Annotated in this window: 16 protein-coding genes and 4 tRNA genes; 10 read left to right on the top strand and 10 right to left on the bottom strand. The window is 27.0% G+C overall.

The genetic code is table 11. The features are described 5' to 3' along the window. Nucleotides 1–69: 69 nt before the first annotated feature. The gene (locus HR065_RS00100; RefSeq protein ID WP_178733891.1) at nucleotides 70–366 is read left to right on the top strand and encodes a hypothetical protein; all 297 of its coding nucleotides are present in this window, start codon (nucleotides 70–72) and stop codon (nucleotides 364–366) included. A gap of 29 nt (nucleotides 367–395) precedes the next feature. Further along, nucleotides 396–668, top strand: coding sequence for a hypothetical protein (locus HR065_RS00095; protein WP_178733890.1), 273 nt, complete (start codon nucleotides 396–398; stop codon nucleotides 666–668). 393 nt (nucleotides 669–1,061) lie between these two features. On the opposite strand, the gene HR065_RS00090 is transcribed toward HR065_RS00095, so the two are convergent. Next, entirely contained in the window at nucleotides 1,062–1,349 is a 288-nt protein-coding gene (locus HR065_RS00090) for a hypothetical protein (RefSeq protein ID WP_178733889.1), read from the bottom strand. 142 nt (nucleotides 1,350–1,491) lie between these two features. Beyond that, nucleotides 1,492–1,959 carry a hypothetical protein gene (locus HR065_RS00085; RefSeq protein WP_178733888.1) on the bottom strand — a complete coding sequence of 156 codons (468 nt, stop codon included), beginning with the start codon at nucleotides 1,957–1,959 and terminating at the stop codon, nucleotides 1,492–1,494. Between the two features lie 374 nt (nucleotides 1,960–2,333). Here HR065_RS00085 and HR065_RS00080 point away from each other — a divergent pair, with 374 nt between their 5' ends. From HR065_RS00080 to nrdF, 5 genes are all read left to right on the top strand, one after another. Beyond that, entirely contained in the window at nucleotides 2,334–3,377 is a 1,044-nt protein-coding gene (locus HR065_RS00080) for a DUF2130 domain-containing protein (protein ID WP_178733887.1), read from the top strand. Nucleotides 3,378–3,538: 161 nt separating this feature from the next. Continuing rightward, complete coding sequence (locus HR065_RS00075; protein ID WP_244948314.1) at nucleotides 3,539–4,861, top strand: rRNA adenine N-6-methyltransferase family protein; 1,323 nt, start codon at nucleotides 3,539–3,541, stop codon at nucleotides 4,859–4,861. Nucleotides 4,862–5,287: 426 nt separating this feature from the next. Next, entirely contained in the window at nucleotides 5,288–5,974 is a 687-nt protein-coding gene (locus HR065_RS00070; RefSeq protein WP_178733885.1) for a CDP-alcohol phosphatidyltransferase family protein, read from the top strand. A 75-nt stretch (nucleotides 5,975–6,049) separates the two neighbouring features. Continuing rightward, nucleotides 6,050–7,102, top strand: a complete 1,053-nt coding sequence (gene recA, locus HR065_RS00065; RefSeq protein ID WP_178733884.1) for a recombinase RecA — start codon at nucleotides 6,050–6,052, stop codon at nucleotides 7,100–7,102. A 45-nt stretch (nucleotides 7,103–7,147) separates the two neighbouring features. After that, nucleotides 7,148–8,176, top strand: coding sequence for a class 1b ribonucleoside-diphosphate reductase subunit beta (nrdF, locus tag HR065_RS00060; protein WP_178733883.1), 1,029 nt, complete (start codon nucleotides 7,148–7,150; stop codon nucleotides 8,174–8,176). A gap of 163 nt (nucleotides 8,177–8,339) precedes the next feature. On the opposite strand, the gene HR065_RS00055 is transcribed toward nrdF, so the two are convergent. The 4 genes from HR065_RS00055 to HR065_RS00040 all read right to left on the bottom strand — a co-directional run bounded on the left by HR065_RS00055 (nucleotide 8,340) and on the right by HR065_RS00040 (nucleotide 8,749). Further along, nucleotides 8,340–8,414 (bottom strand) — tRNA-Trp (locus tag HR065_RS00055). Nucleotides 8,415–8,448: 34 nt separating this feature from the next. Next, a tRNA-Leu gene (locus tag HR065_RS00050) sits at nucleotides 8,449–8,531 on the bottom strand. A gap of 38 nt (nucleotides 8,532–8,569) precedes the next feature. Continuing rightward, nucleotides 8,570–8,644 (bottom strand) — tRNA-Gln (locus HR065_RS00045). Nucleotides 8,645–8,673: 29 nt separating this feature from the next. Beyond that, a tRNA-His gene (locus HR065_RS00040) sits at nucleotides 8,674–8,749 on the bottom strand. Nucleotides 8,750–8,960: 211 nt separating this feature from the next. Here HR065_RS00040 and HR065_RS00035 point away from each other — a divergent pair. After that, the gene (locus HR065_RS00035; RefSeq protein ID WP_178733882.1) at nucleotides 8,961–9,407 is read left to right on the top strand and encodes an Hsp20 family protein; all 447 of its coding nucleotides are present in this window, start codon (nucleotides 8,961–8,963) and stop codon (nucleotides 9,405–9,407) included. Nucleotides 9,408–9,469: 62 nt separating this feature from the next. Here HR065_RS00035 and HR065_RS00030 read toward each other — a convergent pair whose 3' ends face one another. Further along, nucleotides 9,470–10,306, bottom strand: a complete 837-nt coding sequence (locus HR065_RS00030; protein WP_308704496.1) for a hypothetical protein — start codon at nucleotides 10,304–10,306, stop codon at nucleotides 9,470–9,472. A 215-nt stretch (nucleotides 10,307–10,521) separates the two neighbouring features. Between HR065_RS00030 and mscL the strand changes: the two genes are divergently transcribed. Beyond that, complete coding sequence (gene mscL, locus HR065_RS00025; protein ID WP_178733880.1) at nucleotides 10,522–10,968, top strand: large conductance mechanosensitive channel protein MscL; 447 nt, start codon at nucleotides 10,522–10,524, stop codon at nucleotides 10,966–10,968. A gap of 163 nt (nucleotides 10,969–11,131) precedes the next feature. Then, nucleotides 11,132–11,437, top strand: coding sequence for a hypothetical protein (locus tag HR065_RS00020; protein WP_244948312.1), 306 nt, complete (start codon nucleotides 11,132–11,134; stop codon nucleotides 11,435–11,437). Nucleotides 11,438–11,643: 206 nt separating this feature from the next. Here the strand turns inward: HR065_RS00020 and HR065_RS00015 are convergent, their stop codons facing one another. The 3 genes from HR065_RS00015 to HR065_RS00005 all read right to left on the bottom strand — a co-directional run. Next, nucleotides 11,644–12,240: a hypothetical protein gene (locus HR065_RS00015; RefSeq protein WP_178733878.1), complete on the bottom strand. Its 597-nt coding sequence runs from the start codon at nucleotides 12,238–12,240 to the stop codon at nucleotides 11,644–11,646. 213 nt (nucleotides 12,241–12,453) lie between these two features. Next, a complete protein-coding gene (locus tag HR065_RS00010) occupies nucleotides 12,454–13,287 on the bottom strand; it encodes a DNA adenine methylase (protein ID WP_178733877.1) in 834 nt (277 codons plus the stop codon). A gap of 256 nt (nucleotides 13,288–13,543) precedes the next feature. Then, nucleotides 13,544–14,301, bottom strand: a 758-nt coding sequence (locus tag HR065_RS00005; protein ID WP_218644367.1) for a hypothetical protein, incomplete at its 5' end; no start/stop codon positions are given.

Genomic DNA, 14,301 nt, shown 5'->3' with positions numbered 1-14,301 from the left:
AATGGCAGAAGAAAAACATAAAAAAGGAGAAATTCATATATAAGAAATTGTTGATTTTATGGATGCAAAATGGATGCAAAGTGTTTGATGAAATTTATTTATGAAATTATTAAATTTATAATGCGTTTTTTCTTTGGATTTTTTAAATTTTTTTACAATGTTCCAAAATTTGAAAAAACACTTAAAGAAATTTTAAACAAAATAGAAGACTTAAAACAAAATAATATAGGAAATATCTTTTCAAAAGGCGATGAGGGGATTAAAATTTTTTCTCCAAAAGGAGAACTCAATGGTATATTTATCTTTAACAACGGTAATAATAATAAGGCTTATTTTAATAACAAAAGAACAAAAGAAGAAAAGTAATAAAAAACATTAAAAAAGAAGGTGAAAAAATGAAATTAAACGTAAACCCTATGCAAGAAAGAAAAATAGACAAAATAGAAAATGATAAGTTCGGCACCAAAAGAACATTTGATAAAAAAGGAAATTTGATTCGAGAAACTTTATCAAACGATACAATTAGAATATATAATGAAAAAAACGTTCATATTAGAACAATTTTTCCTAATGGTCAAATCGATGATTATGATCCTGAGACAGGAAATAATATTCAAAAAACTTTTCCCAGTGGTATAATACATCGCTACCCGCCGAATAAGGAATAATGAGAAAAGTTAATTTAATTTTTTTAAACTATTTCACTTTAAAGAATTACAGTGTTGAATTAAAATTTACATCCTTATTTAAAGCATTTATTATTGAGGATTTATAAGTTTTTGGAAGTTATAAATAGACTTTTAACAAGTTTATGCGTCCTTAAATCAATATTTTTTGCAGATAAAAAAATAAGACCCTTTTATATGGTCTTATTTTTGTTTTATATCGGTTAATTTTTTTATCTTAATGATTTTCAAACGAACAAAGCAAAAAGTATCGTTTAATCTTCTAATGGTTGGAATTGTAATTTATTATCCTTGAATAAACAGTTTATTTTTCCATCAGGATTAAACACTTTTTAACAAACATTTTTCATCAAATTCTTCAATAACTCCGTCTTTTTATGTTTTTTTAAGTATTTTTTCATTCTTATCTTTTTCTTCTTTATATTGAAAACGTTCTGGATAATCAGCGCCTTGAGGACAAATATTTTTCACTCCTTCAAATTCATCTACTGTTTGACCGTTTTTAAATAAAGGCGGATAAGCGGTTTTTTGTTCATCACTTTCCATATTGTCATAACCCTTTAAACGAGCTTTTAATATTGAAGGTTGTTGGTTGGTTTTTAAATTCGGTAGAATTCTTAAAATGTTTTTTTCAATTTTACTTTTTGACCTTAAAAAAACCATCTTTACAGATGGTTTATCTTTTGTTATTTATTTTACTTCCTGATTAAGTTCAAATATGAATAAATCTATTCGTTAAGATATTTAATTTATAAACGAAAAGGTTTTTTTTCTTTTCTGATTCCTAAATAATATCCCAATTAATTTATAAACGAAAAGGTTTTTTTTCTTTTCTGATTCCTAAATAATATCCCAAGAGGTAAACAGGAGTCAAGAAAGCAATAATGTTCCAAAAAACATTAAAAACTACTAGGAAAGAATTCTTTTTCCTTTTAATTAATGTTTTGCCTTTTATTCCTCTTTTATAACTATATTTGAAATAATAAACTTGTAACCAAATATATAAAATAAAGAAAATACATTCCAAAGCGAAAAATATGTAAGGGTGATGTTTTTCTAAATCTAATAATCCACGACTAATAAACTTAAGCCAAGCAGCCCCCCAAACAGGGCGTGAATTTGCTTTTTTTTCAAGCCATTTTAAGAAAAAATTTTTCTCAGTTCCTGTATTAAAAACTTGTGAAAAATGAAAATAAATCAAGCAAATTAAAAGAAGAATAAAAAAAACTAATGAGATTTTTTTAAAAAAATTGTTCTTATTTCTTTCTTTCATATAACAACCTTTCTTTTATATTTTTTAATAATAATTGGACTTTTATTGCAAGCATTATCATGCTTATTTAATTATGATACCTATTTCACAAGCGTTATCATACCTATTAAATTATGTTTTCTTAATTGATTGAATAATTTCTAATAAAACTTAATATTTTATTATTATATTATAACACCAAATGGTTATCATCAACAAGATAAACAAGTTATCAAACCAAATTAATGACAAAAGAAATGATACATTATTTTATCAAAAAAACTAGGCAATTAGTGTTTTTTGTGTTATATTTAAATGAAACCATAAAATATTAATCTTTGTATCTTAATTATTTTTCCATAAAACAATTTTTAAACAATAAAGAGGTGAATAAAATGAAAAAAATTAAAGTTTTATTTAAAAATTCGTATGAATTAGAATTGAAAGAAAAGGGTTCTGTTGGAGATATAATTGATTTAAGAGATTCTATCGAAATTAATCTAGATGAATTAGGTAAAAATTATCAAGAAGAACAGCTGGCTCAAATACAATCTTCCTTACAACAAAAATATGAAGAACAAATCAAAGAATTACGACACCAACACGAGAAAGAAAAAATGCTTCTCGAACACAATAAAGAACAAGAAATTTTTCAATTACAATTGAAAAGAGCGAATTTTAACATTAAATTAGTGGGAGAAAATTTAGAACAATGGTGCGATAATGAGGTACAAAACCAACTGTTAATTGCTAATGATATTACTTGGATAAAAGATAACCAAATCATTAATAACGCTAAAGGAGATTTTATTTATAAACTCCATTTTAACGCCGAAAAAAAAGATGATCAAATTTTAACTTCCGCTCTTTTAGAAATGAAATCCGAAGTGAAAAACAATTTATCTTCTCCAACTAAAAAACGTAAAAACGAACAATATTTTAAAAAATTAGATCAAGATCGTCAAAATAAAAATTTAGAATTCGCTCTTTTAGTCAGCGAATTAGAATACGAGCAAGAAAACGATATTCCCGTTAAAAAAGTGCCTGAATATGAAAACATGTTTATCATCAGACCAGCTTATTTAGTGGTTTTTCTTAATATTATTACCGCTTTAGGGCGTAAACATAAAGAATTAATTATGAATGATTTTCAAGCCAAACAAGAGTTTAAAAAAGAACAAGAAATTAAAGATGATTTTCAAGCGATGAAAAACGAAATCTTAGATCATTCCTTTAAAAATATTGAAAACAATTTAATGACGATTCAGAAAGAAAACGAAAATATTAAAAAAATATCTGACTCTTTATTTGTATCTTATGAAATTATTCAAACTAAAATTAATACTATTTTAGAACGTCATTTTAAAACAGTTTTAAATAAGATTAATAACTTTAAAATCGATCAAATTATTAAAAAAATTAACCATTTAGAGGAATAATAATAAGGTCTTCAAACCTTTTCACTGTCTTGGATTAACCAAATAATAATTTGGTATAATGGATAATGTAATTTATAATATTGATATTTAAAAGCTAAATATTTTGTATTATTAAATTAAACTTCATTTTATCTCGTTAGAAAGCTAAATCTTTGAAAAAAATGCGTGTTTTGCTTGATTATTTTAAAAAACCTTATCATAAAATAATTAAGTTTACTGTTTTACTTTTGACTTTGATTGCACTAACTCTTTTGTTAAGTGGCTTTCATAGTTTGAATCTTTTACTAGAAAAAGATAATTTTGTTAAATTTAGATGGTATTATTTTTTTTCTTTTTCTAAACAATGTCTCTTTTTAATCTTAATGACTGTTGTTTTAATGATTTTTCAAAAAAATAAACGTATTACTGATATTTTTGCTTTATGTTCTTTAGTGAGCGTTATTATCAACACTATCTTTTTACGTTCTTTTATTAGGGATTGGAATATTTACCCTTCTTCAGGGATGCCTTTTTTTAATTTAATTATTTATTTTTTAGAATATATCATTATTCCTATTTGTTTTGTTATTTTTTATTTTATCAGCGGTTCTTTTAAAGCGGATTATAAAATGTTGGGTTTAACGTTAATTCATCCTTTACTTTATTTCCTTGATGGCTATTTAGTGAATTTATTGATGAATTGGTCTGAAGAAAAAATCTTTAGCACTCGTTTTTTTGCTAAACAATTGATTAACCCTGATAATCAAAAAAACCTCTTTCTTGCTTATGGTAAAATTTTTCTCGCTTTTTTCTTTTTAACTGCTGGGGTTATCTTTTTACGTAACAAGAAAAAATTTCTTTGGTTAAAAAGTGTCTTTTTCTTTTCCCTTTTATTGGTTGTTTCTTTTATAGCCCTTCAACCGAAAGAATGGTTACACGCTAAAGAGGTGGTTTTAAATCCTACTACCATGGGAGCCGGCCTTTTCCCTGAAACACAAGAAATGTCTGAATATTTTCAAACAGTTTCTGATTTAACCCCAGAAGAGCTCAAAAAAAATAATCATAAAATTTTAGAATTAGGTTCTGGTTGTGGTAACGTCACTCAATATTTAATAGAAAAATTTGGGGTAGAAAATATCATAGCCTTGGAAATAGATGACTTTTTATGTCAAGAATTAAAAGCTCGTTTTCCTGGTTTAAAAGTTATTCAAGGAAATGCCGCTCATTTTGAAACTTTACTCCAAAAAGAAAAAATAACGCATCAACAAATTAAAGGTATTGTTTCTACTTTGCCGGTTGGTATTTTTTCTTCTGAAGATTTTCAAAGTTTAAAAACCAGTATTGAAAAAATAGTGGTCCAAAATAATATTAAATATATGAATTATCGTTTTAAAATGTTTGAAACAGCAACTAGAGAAATGCCGGAACTTAAAAAAAGTCACAATTTCGTGTTTATTTCGGAAATGATAATGCCTTTAAGTGTTTATACTTACGTTAAAAAATAAAATTTAATGTTATATTGATATAATCTATCTTTTGCTTAAAAGAACCTTTTTAAGGTTCTTTTTTATCATTTATGATAGTATATGGGATAGACTAAAAGAGGGGCAAGAAGAAGGAATTGCTTTTATCGTTAAATTTATGGTTTTATCTTGATCAGGCGAGAAAAGAGCTTCACTGTTTTTTTAAAAAAGAATTATTTTTTGCATTAAACATAATTAATGATTCTATATTAGTGTAAAATATTAATGTAAACTAAAAAAACACTTATCAAATAAAAAAATAAAAAGTTAGAAAAAATATATTTAAAAGTTAAATGTTTTTCGTTAAAATATGATAATATATTTACTATATAAATAATTTTTATATTTTAACGATGTTAAAACAATATGTTAAATAATTATTATTTTCTAAAGAAAGATTGTTAAAGAATGAAAAATATCATCAAAAAATCAGCTAATTTCTTAACTGTTTTTCGCATCTTGTTGGTTTTTTGCATGTTGCCTTTAATGTTTATGATTTTAAATTTTAAAAAAAATCAGACAGATGACGTAAACACAACGCTAATTTGGCTTTTTAATTTGATTTTTATCATCGCAGCTATTACCGATTATCTTGATGGTTATATAGCTAAAAAATTCGATCAACAAACAGTGTTTGGAAAGTTTTTTGACCCAATAGCTGATAAATTGCTTGTTATTATCACTTTTTTTCACATATTTTTATTAAGTAATCGTAAACTTTTATTAAATATAGCCGATGATAATAAAGATGTTAAAACTGGCATTGTTATGGTTCTGATAGCGACTATTATCAGAGATTTGATCATTACGGGAGTTCGTTTAGTCGCTGTTGAAAAAAAACATATTATTTCCGCTTCTGTTTTGGGGAAATTAAAAACTGTTTTTACTTTTATAACTATTATTTTTTTATTATTTGTTAAACAAATATACTCGCATATTTGGAATTCAGAACTTTTGAATTTAGAAAGTAAATTGCCGATAACAGTTTTTATTAATGTTTTATCAGGTATAAACATTTTTTTAATTGCCGGTTCAGGAGTTTTATATATAATTAAAAATTTTAAATTTATTAGAGAGAATTTCGACCAAAACTAACTATCTCTACCTAAATAACTAAAAAACATTTATATTACAATATATCGAAAATAATCAAAGGAATGAAACAAAATTATGAATAACGAAAAAGTGAAAAACGAAAAAGTTAAAATAGAAAAAACTAAACAAGAAGTAAAGAAAAACGAAGAAAATAAAGAAGTGGTTGAAAAAACGATTAAAGAAATTGAACAACGTTTCGGTAAAGGGAGTATTATGAAGTTAAATTCGGAACAAACTGATAAAATCCAAGTTATTCCGACTGGTTCTTTAACTTTAGATATTGCTTTGTCTATCGGTGGTTTTCCTAAAGGTCGTATTATTGAAATTTTTGGCCCTGAAAGTTCCGGAAAAACAACTTTAACTTTGCATGCCATAGCGGAAGCTCAAAAACAAGGCGGAAATGTCGCTTTTATTGATGTAGAAAATGCTCTGGACCCAAATTACGCTAAAGCAATAGGAATCGATTTAGATAATTTCATTATTTCTCAACCAGATTCAGGCGAAAAAGCTTTAGATATCGTTGAATCTCTAATTAAAAGCGAAAATTTCAGCTTAATAGTGGTGGATTCTGTGGCAGCTTTAGTGCCGGAAGCCGAATTAAAAGGCGAAAGTGGTGATTCTTTCATGGGTCTTCACGCCAGAATGATGGGACAAGCGATGAGAAAACAATCAGCTATCGTTTCGAAAACTAATACTATCGTGATTTATGTGAACCAATTAAGAGAAAAAGTGGGAGTAATTTACGGTAGTCCTGAAGTAACCCCAGGCGGTAAAGCTTTAAAATATTTCGCTTCTTTAAGACTGGATATTAGAAAGTCTGAATTTATCAAAGAAGACGGTACTTTTATCGGCATTCGTTCCAACGTTAAAGTGGTGAAATCTAAAGTTTCTTCCCCTTTTAAAGTTGCTCAATTAGAAATTATGTACGGAAAAGGGATCGCTAAAGAAGGTGAAATTTTAGATTTAGCGGTTGATCTTGAATTAGTCCAAAAAAGCGGTGCTTGGTATAGTTACCAAAATAAACATATCGGGCAAGGAAAAGAAAAAGCTAAAGAGTTTTTATTACAAAACCCTGAAATAGCGAAATCTTTAGAAGAACAAATTAAAAAAAGCTATAAATTGCTATAAATCATATCTTGTTTAAAAAAATTTAATAATTAGAAAGGTCTTTATATGAAGGAAAACAACACCCTTTTTAAAGGGGCGAATTGGAATAAATTAGAAGACGAGTTTACGCAATATTTTTATGAACAAAATTTAAGTCAATTTTGGCGTCCTGAAGATATCAGTCTTCAAAGTGATTTAATTGCTTGGGAAGAACTATCTCTGGAAGCAAAAAAAGCCTATTCAAGGAATTTATTAGTTTTGACTTTTCTAGATACTTATCAAGGGGATATCGGTATGCCGGTTATTCTTCGTTCTTGCTTACCTTACGAACATCAAAAAAAAGCGACCCTTAATTTCATGGGGGCAATGGAAAATGCTGTTCACGCGAAAAGTTATTCTAATATTTTTATGACTTTTTTAAATAAAGAAGAGATCAATCAATTATTCGCTTGGGGCGAAGAACAAAAAAATTTACAAAACATTTTAAATATTATTGTCGCTATTTACGAAGATTTAGAAAAAAAAATCGTTCTTCATAAATATGAACCCGAAAAAAGCGATAATAAAACTTTTAACGAAATTAAATGGAAAAGCATGGTTGCTTCTGTTTTTCTTGAAACTTGGTTGTTTTACAGTGGTTTTTATTATCCTTTATATTTCTACGGTCAAGGTCAATTGATGCAAGCCGGAGAAATGATTAACTTGATTATCCGAGACGAAAGTGTTCATGGCGTTTATGTAGGTCGTTTGGCTAAAGAATTATATTATAACTTTTCCCCAGAACAAAAAAAATATTTAAAAAAATGGTTAGATGATTTATTGGATAATTTATATGAAGAGCAAAAAGCTTTAGCACATGAAATTTATCAAGAAGTTGGTTTAATAGAAGATGTTAACGCCTTTGTTCGTTATAACGCTAATAAAGCGTTAATGAATTTAGGTTTTGAACAAAAATTCCCTCAAGAAGAAATTAATCCTGTAGTTTTAAACGGACTTAATACCGAAACTAAAACTATGGATAACTTTTCCATGAAAGGGAATGGTTACCAAAAAATGAAATCAGAAAGCCTCAAAGACGAAGATTTTATTTTTTAAAAAAACTTTCCTTAAAACAGATATTATTAAAAACAAGTCTTATGAAAAGACTTGTTTTTTCTTTCAAAAAGAAAAAAGAAAGAAAATTCTTTAAAAGAGTTTTCTTTCTTTTTTTGTATTATTTTTTTGTATTAATTTAATTTTTATTTAATGATAATTTAAATGGCAGGGATATCAGGATTCGAACCCGAACAAGCGGTTTTGGAGACCGTTATGCTACCGTTGACATCATATCCCTTAAAATGATTTAAAATAATAATTTTTAATATTAATGGTACGGGTGACAGGACTTGAACCTGCACGCCAAAAGCGCTAGATCCTAAGTCTAGTGCGTCTTCCATTCCGCCACACCCGCAGATTAGTTTAAAGTTGTCGTATTTATGTTGTTAATATTGGCAGGCCCAGCTGGATTTGAACCAACGAATGACGGAGTCAAAGTCCGTTGCCTTACCACTTGGCTATGGGCCTACAAAAGATATAAAGATAAAATAATAAATTGGGGCGGCTGATGGGAATCGAACCCACGCGTGTCGGCTCCACAAGCCGCTGCGTTAACCACTTCGCCACAACCGCCATAAAAATACATCCAAAAAAATAATGTATCAAATAACAACATTTATTATTATACATTATTTTTTAAAAAAAATAATTAAAAAATAATACATAATGTTAAAAAAATAAATTAGCACTCTCCTCTTGACATTGCCAAAATGATTTGTTATAATAAAAAGGAAATTATTAATAATATTAAAACAAATGATAAAAAAAGGAGATAAATATAAAAATGTTTGTTAATGTAATTGATAGAAAAAACGATTTATTAGAAAATTTATTAGATGAGTGGAAAAGCGTTTCTTTAGGTGAAAATTCTTCTTCTTGGATGAGAACCGATATTAAAGAATATCCACAACATTATGAATTAATTAGCGAACTGCCTGGTTTTAAAAAAGAAAATATTAAAATCAGTTTAGAAGAAGGATGGTTAATGGTTGAAGCTCATCCGGACTCAAAAAACCCATCAAAAGACGTTAAAAAAAACGCAAGCGAACCTCAAGTTAACTTTTTAAAACAAGAAAGAATGAGAGGCATTATTAAGCGTAGTTTTAACATAGGTGAAGAATTTTCTATTGAAGATATTGATGGCACTTTGAATAATGGTTTATTAACAATCACTATCAAGAAAAAACCTGCAGAACCGCAAAAAGAAAAACAATATTTAGAATTGAAATAATCCTTAAAAATAAAAAAAATTCAAAATAATTATATTTTGAATTTTTTTTATTTATAGAAAGGTTAATTTTTTAATTGTTTATTTGTTTTATCTACTAAAAGGGTTTTCACGAAAGGTAAATCTTTCGGGTCGATATATAAGGCGTTTTTTTGATCATCATAATAAGAAAAAGAATTGTCGTTCATCGGCATGTTATTTAACATAAACAACTGCATTTCCGAAACGTTTTTTAATTGGTCAAATATTTTTTTCAAACTTTCAGGAATCTGTTTATTGATCGTTTCTTCGATGAAAGAAAGGTCAATAGGTTTTTCGTTAACATTTTCCCCTTCTGGTGAATTATTGCCGTTATTATTGTTAGAAGGGTTATTATGAGAATGATCGTTCTTTCTTTGGTTTTTTTCGTTACCGTTAAAATTAAAACTATTTTTAATGCTGTTTTTCAATAATTCTTTTTCTAAAAGTTCTAATTTTTGTTTTAATAATTCTTTTTCAAAGAAATTTTGTTGTTGGTTTAATTCCATTTTGCTTTCTAATTTGCTTTGGTACAATTCTAACCTAATTAAATCGATATCTTTATCTTTTTCTCTGGAATTTTTTTCTTCTTCTTTTCTTCTCTGCATATCTAAAATAGTTAATTCTATTAAAGATAAGTTTTTATTTTTATATAAATCATCTGATAATTGATTTTGAATTGAAATTTGCGGATTTTCGTTATTAACATCGTTTTTTTCTTTTTCTTCTCCGAAGAAAAAATTCAAAAGAAACAAAACAAAACGCATTAATAACTTAATTAGTTTTTGAAGTGGTACAGCCAAAATAATACTCGATACAATCAAGTATGGAACCCAATTTTCTTTTAAATTCTCAAGAATACTTGTCCAAGTTTCATTCGCCACAGTAAATTTCACCTTTTTATTCTTTTTTATTTTTAAATAACTTAAAAAACTAATGATACAATATTATTGTAGCATATTTATTTTAAATTAACAAATTATTATTATTTTTATATATTTTTTTTGTAACTTTTTGATTTTTTGAGCGCACACCGATACAATAAAATGAAAATATGTGATTCTTTTTATCAATTTATAAAAAAAGAAGGAAAATTATCATGTCTGAAAATAAATATTTACATCAATTAAAAGATTTTAAAGATGGTTTTAAGTCTTTTATCAATAAAGGGGATGTGATTAAATTAGCTATCGCCATCGTGATGGGGCAGTTATTTACCAAAATGGTGAGTTCCTTATCTACTGATGTTATTATGCCGCCTATTGTTTGGTTATTTAATGGTAAATTTACTTTAAATGAGTTAAAAATACGTTTAGGAGACGGAGAGAACGCTATTAATTATGGTAAATTTTTACAAAATGTTTTTGAATTTTTTATGGTCGCTTTCATTATTTATATTTTTGTGTATCATGGTAAAAAACATTTACAAACTAAGACCCCTTCTAATATAAAAGACCTGAAAAACGATGAAATAAAACAATTAGAACAAGAAAAAGTAGCTTTATTAAAGGAAATTAAAGACTTGCTGCAAAATCCTCCCAAATAAGATCATATCGTTAAAAATACTCTTGATATGGGGTATTTTTCTATGGAATAAATCATCTATAAATTTAATCATTATACGATGATATTTTAAAAAAAGGTAATATATACGTTAATTTATGAAAAGAATTTATTCTTTCTGTTGGATATTATTGGTTTTCTCTTGTATGATGGTTTATTTTTGCCACACCAAAAGCGAACATCACACAAAGCAACCATTTATCGAAAACAGGATACAAATTTTAACCGATTCCTTGAAGGAAAAAAATAATATTATTCAAACCCAAGAATCGATCATTAAAGAAAATCAACAACAAATCATTAAAAAAAACCATCATTTATGTTTTTACAAGAAAAAGATTAAATTATTAACCAAAGAAAAGGAAGAAATCAAAAAAGATTTATCTTCTATTACTAATGCTTTAATCGAAAAAGCCGACGAAATAGAAGAATTAAATCATCTTTTTGCCTAAAATAACTTCTCAAAAAAATTATTAACAATTGAAGGGGAATATAATTTCAAGATCAATTCCCACTAAAAAAAATCCTCCCATATAAAACAAAAAACTATTTATGAAATATCTTTTTCATAAATAGTTTTTTTATTTCTAAAATGGTAAATATCATTGATATGGTAAATATCATTAATATTTTAAAAATTCATTAATCTTGGGGATAATTATTTAGCAAATGAAGGCCATAAAGTGCTTATAGTATCGGCAACTGCATCATCCATGTCTTTAGTGAAAGCATCAAAAACAAATGTATAACTAGTTTTGTAAGCTTTTTTCATCATCGCTACAGTATTGTTACCAACGTTAGTTAGCATAGAAACCACTATACTTTTCATCCAATCGCCATCGTATGGAAAAACTGTAAAAAAATCAGTTTCCACTTCAGCCCATTCATCTATATTTAAATAATTGGAAAGCATATCATTTACTACGTTTTGAATCATTTTTTTGGAAGTTTTATCGCTGTGTTGAGCCATGGCATAAGTTTTCAATTCATCAACAACTTTAGCCATTCCTATGTTCATTTTGTCATTGAAAGAATTATTAACAGTTTCTACAACATATGGGACATCGTCTTGTACGTTAACATTATGTGTATTTGGCGTTTGATTAGATTGTTTATTTGTTGTATTTTGAGTTTGATTAGGTTGTTCATTGTTTTGAGCAAAAATTTTCTGTGTAAAAAAAGGTAAAGTCATTAATAAAAAAGCATTTAACATCAAGAAAAATAAATAACTATTTTTTGTTTTTTGATGAAACAAAAATATATACCTCTATTTTCTTTTATTTTTTTTATAATGTGTTTTTATCTTCCTGTACGATTATATTATAACATGCTTCGACATAAAAACCAAATATTTACTTCTTAAAAGGCTAAAACATATCCATATCTCAAAGAAAGGACCATTTTAATGGTTATATTAAGCTTTTGAATAAAAAAGCTTTTAAAGTGGTTAAAAAAGCTTTTTTATCCGTTAAAACTTCTTAATAAAATTATGGCTGAAAATAAGTATTTCTTGAGCTACTCTTTTGGTTTGAACGCTGTAATTGAGATCAAAAAAAGAAGGGTTATAATCGTGGTATAAAGAATGGATGAATTCATGATCGTCATAAGTTAACAACCATTTATTACGTAATTTATTTAAGACTTCGAATAATTCAATATGGTTTTGTTCCTTGAAGAAATGTGGATATAAATTAGCGCCTTTAAGAAAATAAGGAGAATCTAAATAAAACAACAAATTGTCTTTTTGAGCATCAACAGAAGCGATAAATTCTTTAGCGTCTAAATTACTTAAAAAAATTTTATCTTTGAAAGACGCTATTTGACGAATCAAAGCGATTAAAGGAGGTTTATTAAAACGGGAATCTATTTTATAATTACCTTTTTGTTCATAACCTCCCATAGGACCAGCGCTTAGAATGCCGGAACGATTAGTTCTATTGAGGAAAAAAGTAGCAAAACCTTTTTGCAAGGTCGTTTTATTACAACTATTATCTTTGTAAATAGCTTTTTGTTGGCGCCAGGTTTCTACATTAACTTCGGTTTTTTCTATTAAAGAAATTAAGGCGTTGGTTTCGTATAAAACACTTGCCCAAAAAGCATAAATATTTTCGTCTAAATCGTTTAAATAAATTTCAGATACTTTTTCATTAAATAACAATTGAAAAGCTAATCCAGCTCCGCCTGCGAAAGCTTCTACATAGACAGGTTTAAAAGAGAAATTATTTTCTATTAATTTAGTGATAAATAAGTATAATTTAGATTTGCCGCCAGGATACCTTAAAGGCGTGAGGTGTTTTTTCATATTTTTTTATCTTCATCTTAAACGAATTTTAATAAAAGAATGTAAAAAAATCACTATTTAAAAAGATAACCTCATCTGGTTTAATTTTTTTAAATAGTGATTTATGTTTTTTTTGGACGATCATATTTTTTTAAATTTTTTAAAAGAAAGGAATAATTGTAATAATTAAACATAAATCTTTAATTGGGATCAAACCATCATTAAAAGTTTTTTTTAATGATGGTTTTTTTAAACAATAAAAGATGGAAAAAAGAAGTTATTTTTTAAGTTTACTTTTTTTGAATCTTTCCACTTTGTTTTTGTTTTCTTTTTTGAACGAAGAAACAATTGCTTTTTTCTTCTGTATTCTCGTATAAACGACAGTAATCACTACTGCTTGAATAGTTATTATAGAAAATACCCAAAAATATATTTTTTTATAAAAAGGTTTTTCACCGTTGTTTTGGTTTTTAACATTATTGTTTCTTGGAGTGGAATTGTTGGTTGAAATAGTAGGAATATCGCCTGTAATGATGTCTTTTTTTCCATCCTGTATTGCCACGTCTTTTTGAGTAATATAAGTTACCACAACAGATCCTTCATAAACAGAACTATCTGATTTAGCTTTAATTGTTGCTTGCTTGTTTAAGTTTTTTTGGTCAAATTCTATTTCAACTTGATTTAAATCGACCTCAGCGTTTTTGTTTTTAACTGCTGTTAAAACTTCTTTTTCAGTTGGTTTGTCTATGTCTGAACAATTTATATTGTCTAAATTTGTTACTTTTATTATTTCAGAAAGTTGTTTTTTTGCTGGTTTAGTTGGTTGTTCTCCTTGAGGAGCTCCTCCTCCGCCGCCGTTATTTCCAGATGGATTGTTGTTGGGCGATCCTCCACCTTCGGATGGTTTTTTTGTTGGATCTGAATTTTGTCCTGTTCCAGTTGGTCCTGGAGTTGGATCTTGTACTTCTGTTGGATTGTTTTGAACTGGTGCTTCATATGTATATGTAACTTCTTGTGTACCTGTGTAATTAACGC

Origin of the sequence: Candidatus Phytoplasma pruni (assembly GCF_013391955.1) — a bacterium.
Taxonomy (GTDB): domain Bacteria; phylum Bacillota_I; class Bacilli_A; order Acholeplasmatales; family Acholeplasmataceae; genus Phytoplasma.
The sequence above is the reverse complement of the archived record's forward strand: the minus strand, read 5'-3'. Positions and strand labels throughout refer to the sequence as shown.

Bases quoted from the DNA above. Each gene is read 5' to 3' on its own strand.
- HR065_RS00100 (WP_178733891.1), top strand. From the start codon at position 70: ATGGATGCAAAGTGTTTGATGAAATTTATTTATGAAATTATTAAATTT.
- HR065_RS00095 (WP_178733890.1), top strand. From the start codon at position 396: ATGAAATTAAACGTAAACCCTATGCAAGAAAGAAAAATAGACAAAATA.
- HR065_RS00090 (WP_178733889.1), bottom strand. From the start codon at position 1,349: ATGGTTTTTTTAAGGTCAAAAAGTAAAATTGAAAAAAACATTTTAAGA.
- HR065_RS00085 (WP_178733888.1), bottom strand. From the start codon at position 1,959: ATGAAAGAAAGAAATAAGAACAATTTTTTTAAAAAAATCTCATTAGTT.
- HR065_RS00080 (WP_178733887.1), top strand. From the start codon at position 2,334: ATGAAAAAAATTAAAGTTTTATTTAAAAATTCGTATGAATTAGAATTG.
- HR065_RS00075 (WP_244948314.1), top strand. From the start codon at position 3,539: ATGCGTGTTTTGCTTGATTATTTTAAAAAACCTTATCATAAAATAATT.
- HR065_RS00070 (WP_178733885.1), top strand. From the start codon at position 5,288: ATGAAAAATATCATCAAAAAATCAGCTAATTTCTTAACTGTTTTTCGC.
- recA (WP_178733884.1), top strand. From the start codon at position 6,050: ATGAATAACGAAAAAGTGAAAAACGAAAAAGTTAAAATAGAAAAAACT.
- nrdF (WP_178733883.1), top strand. From the start codon at position 7,148: ATGAAGGAAAACAACACCCTTTTTAAAGGGGCGAATTGGAATAAATTA.
- HR065_RS00035 (WP_178733882.1), top strand. From the start codon at position 8,961: ATGTTTGTTAATGTAATTGATAGAAAAAACGATTTATTAGAAAATTTA.
- mscL (WP_178733880.1), top strand. From the start codon at position 10,522: ATGTCTGAAAATAAATATTTACATCAATTAAAAGATTTTAAAGATGGT.
- HR065_RS00020 (WP_244948312.1), top strand. From the start codon at position 11,132: ATGATGGTTTATTTTTGCCACACCAAAAGCGAACATCACACAAAGCAA.
- HR065_RS00010 (WP_178733877.1), bottom strand. From the start codon at position 13,287: ATGAAAAAACACCTCACGCCTTTAAGGTATCCTGGCGGCAAATCTAAA.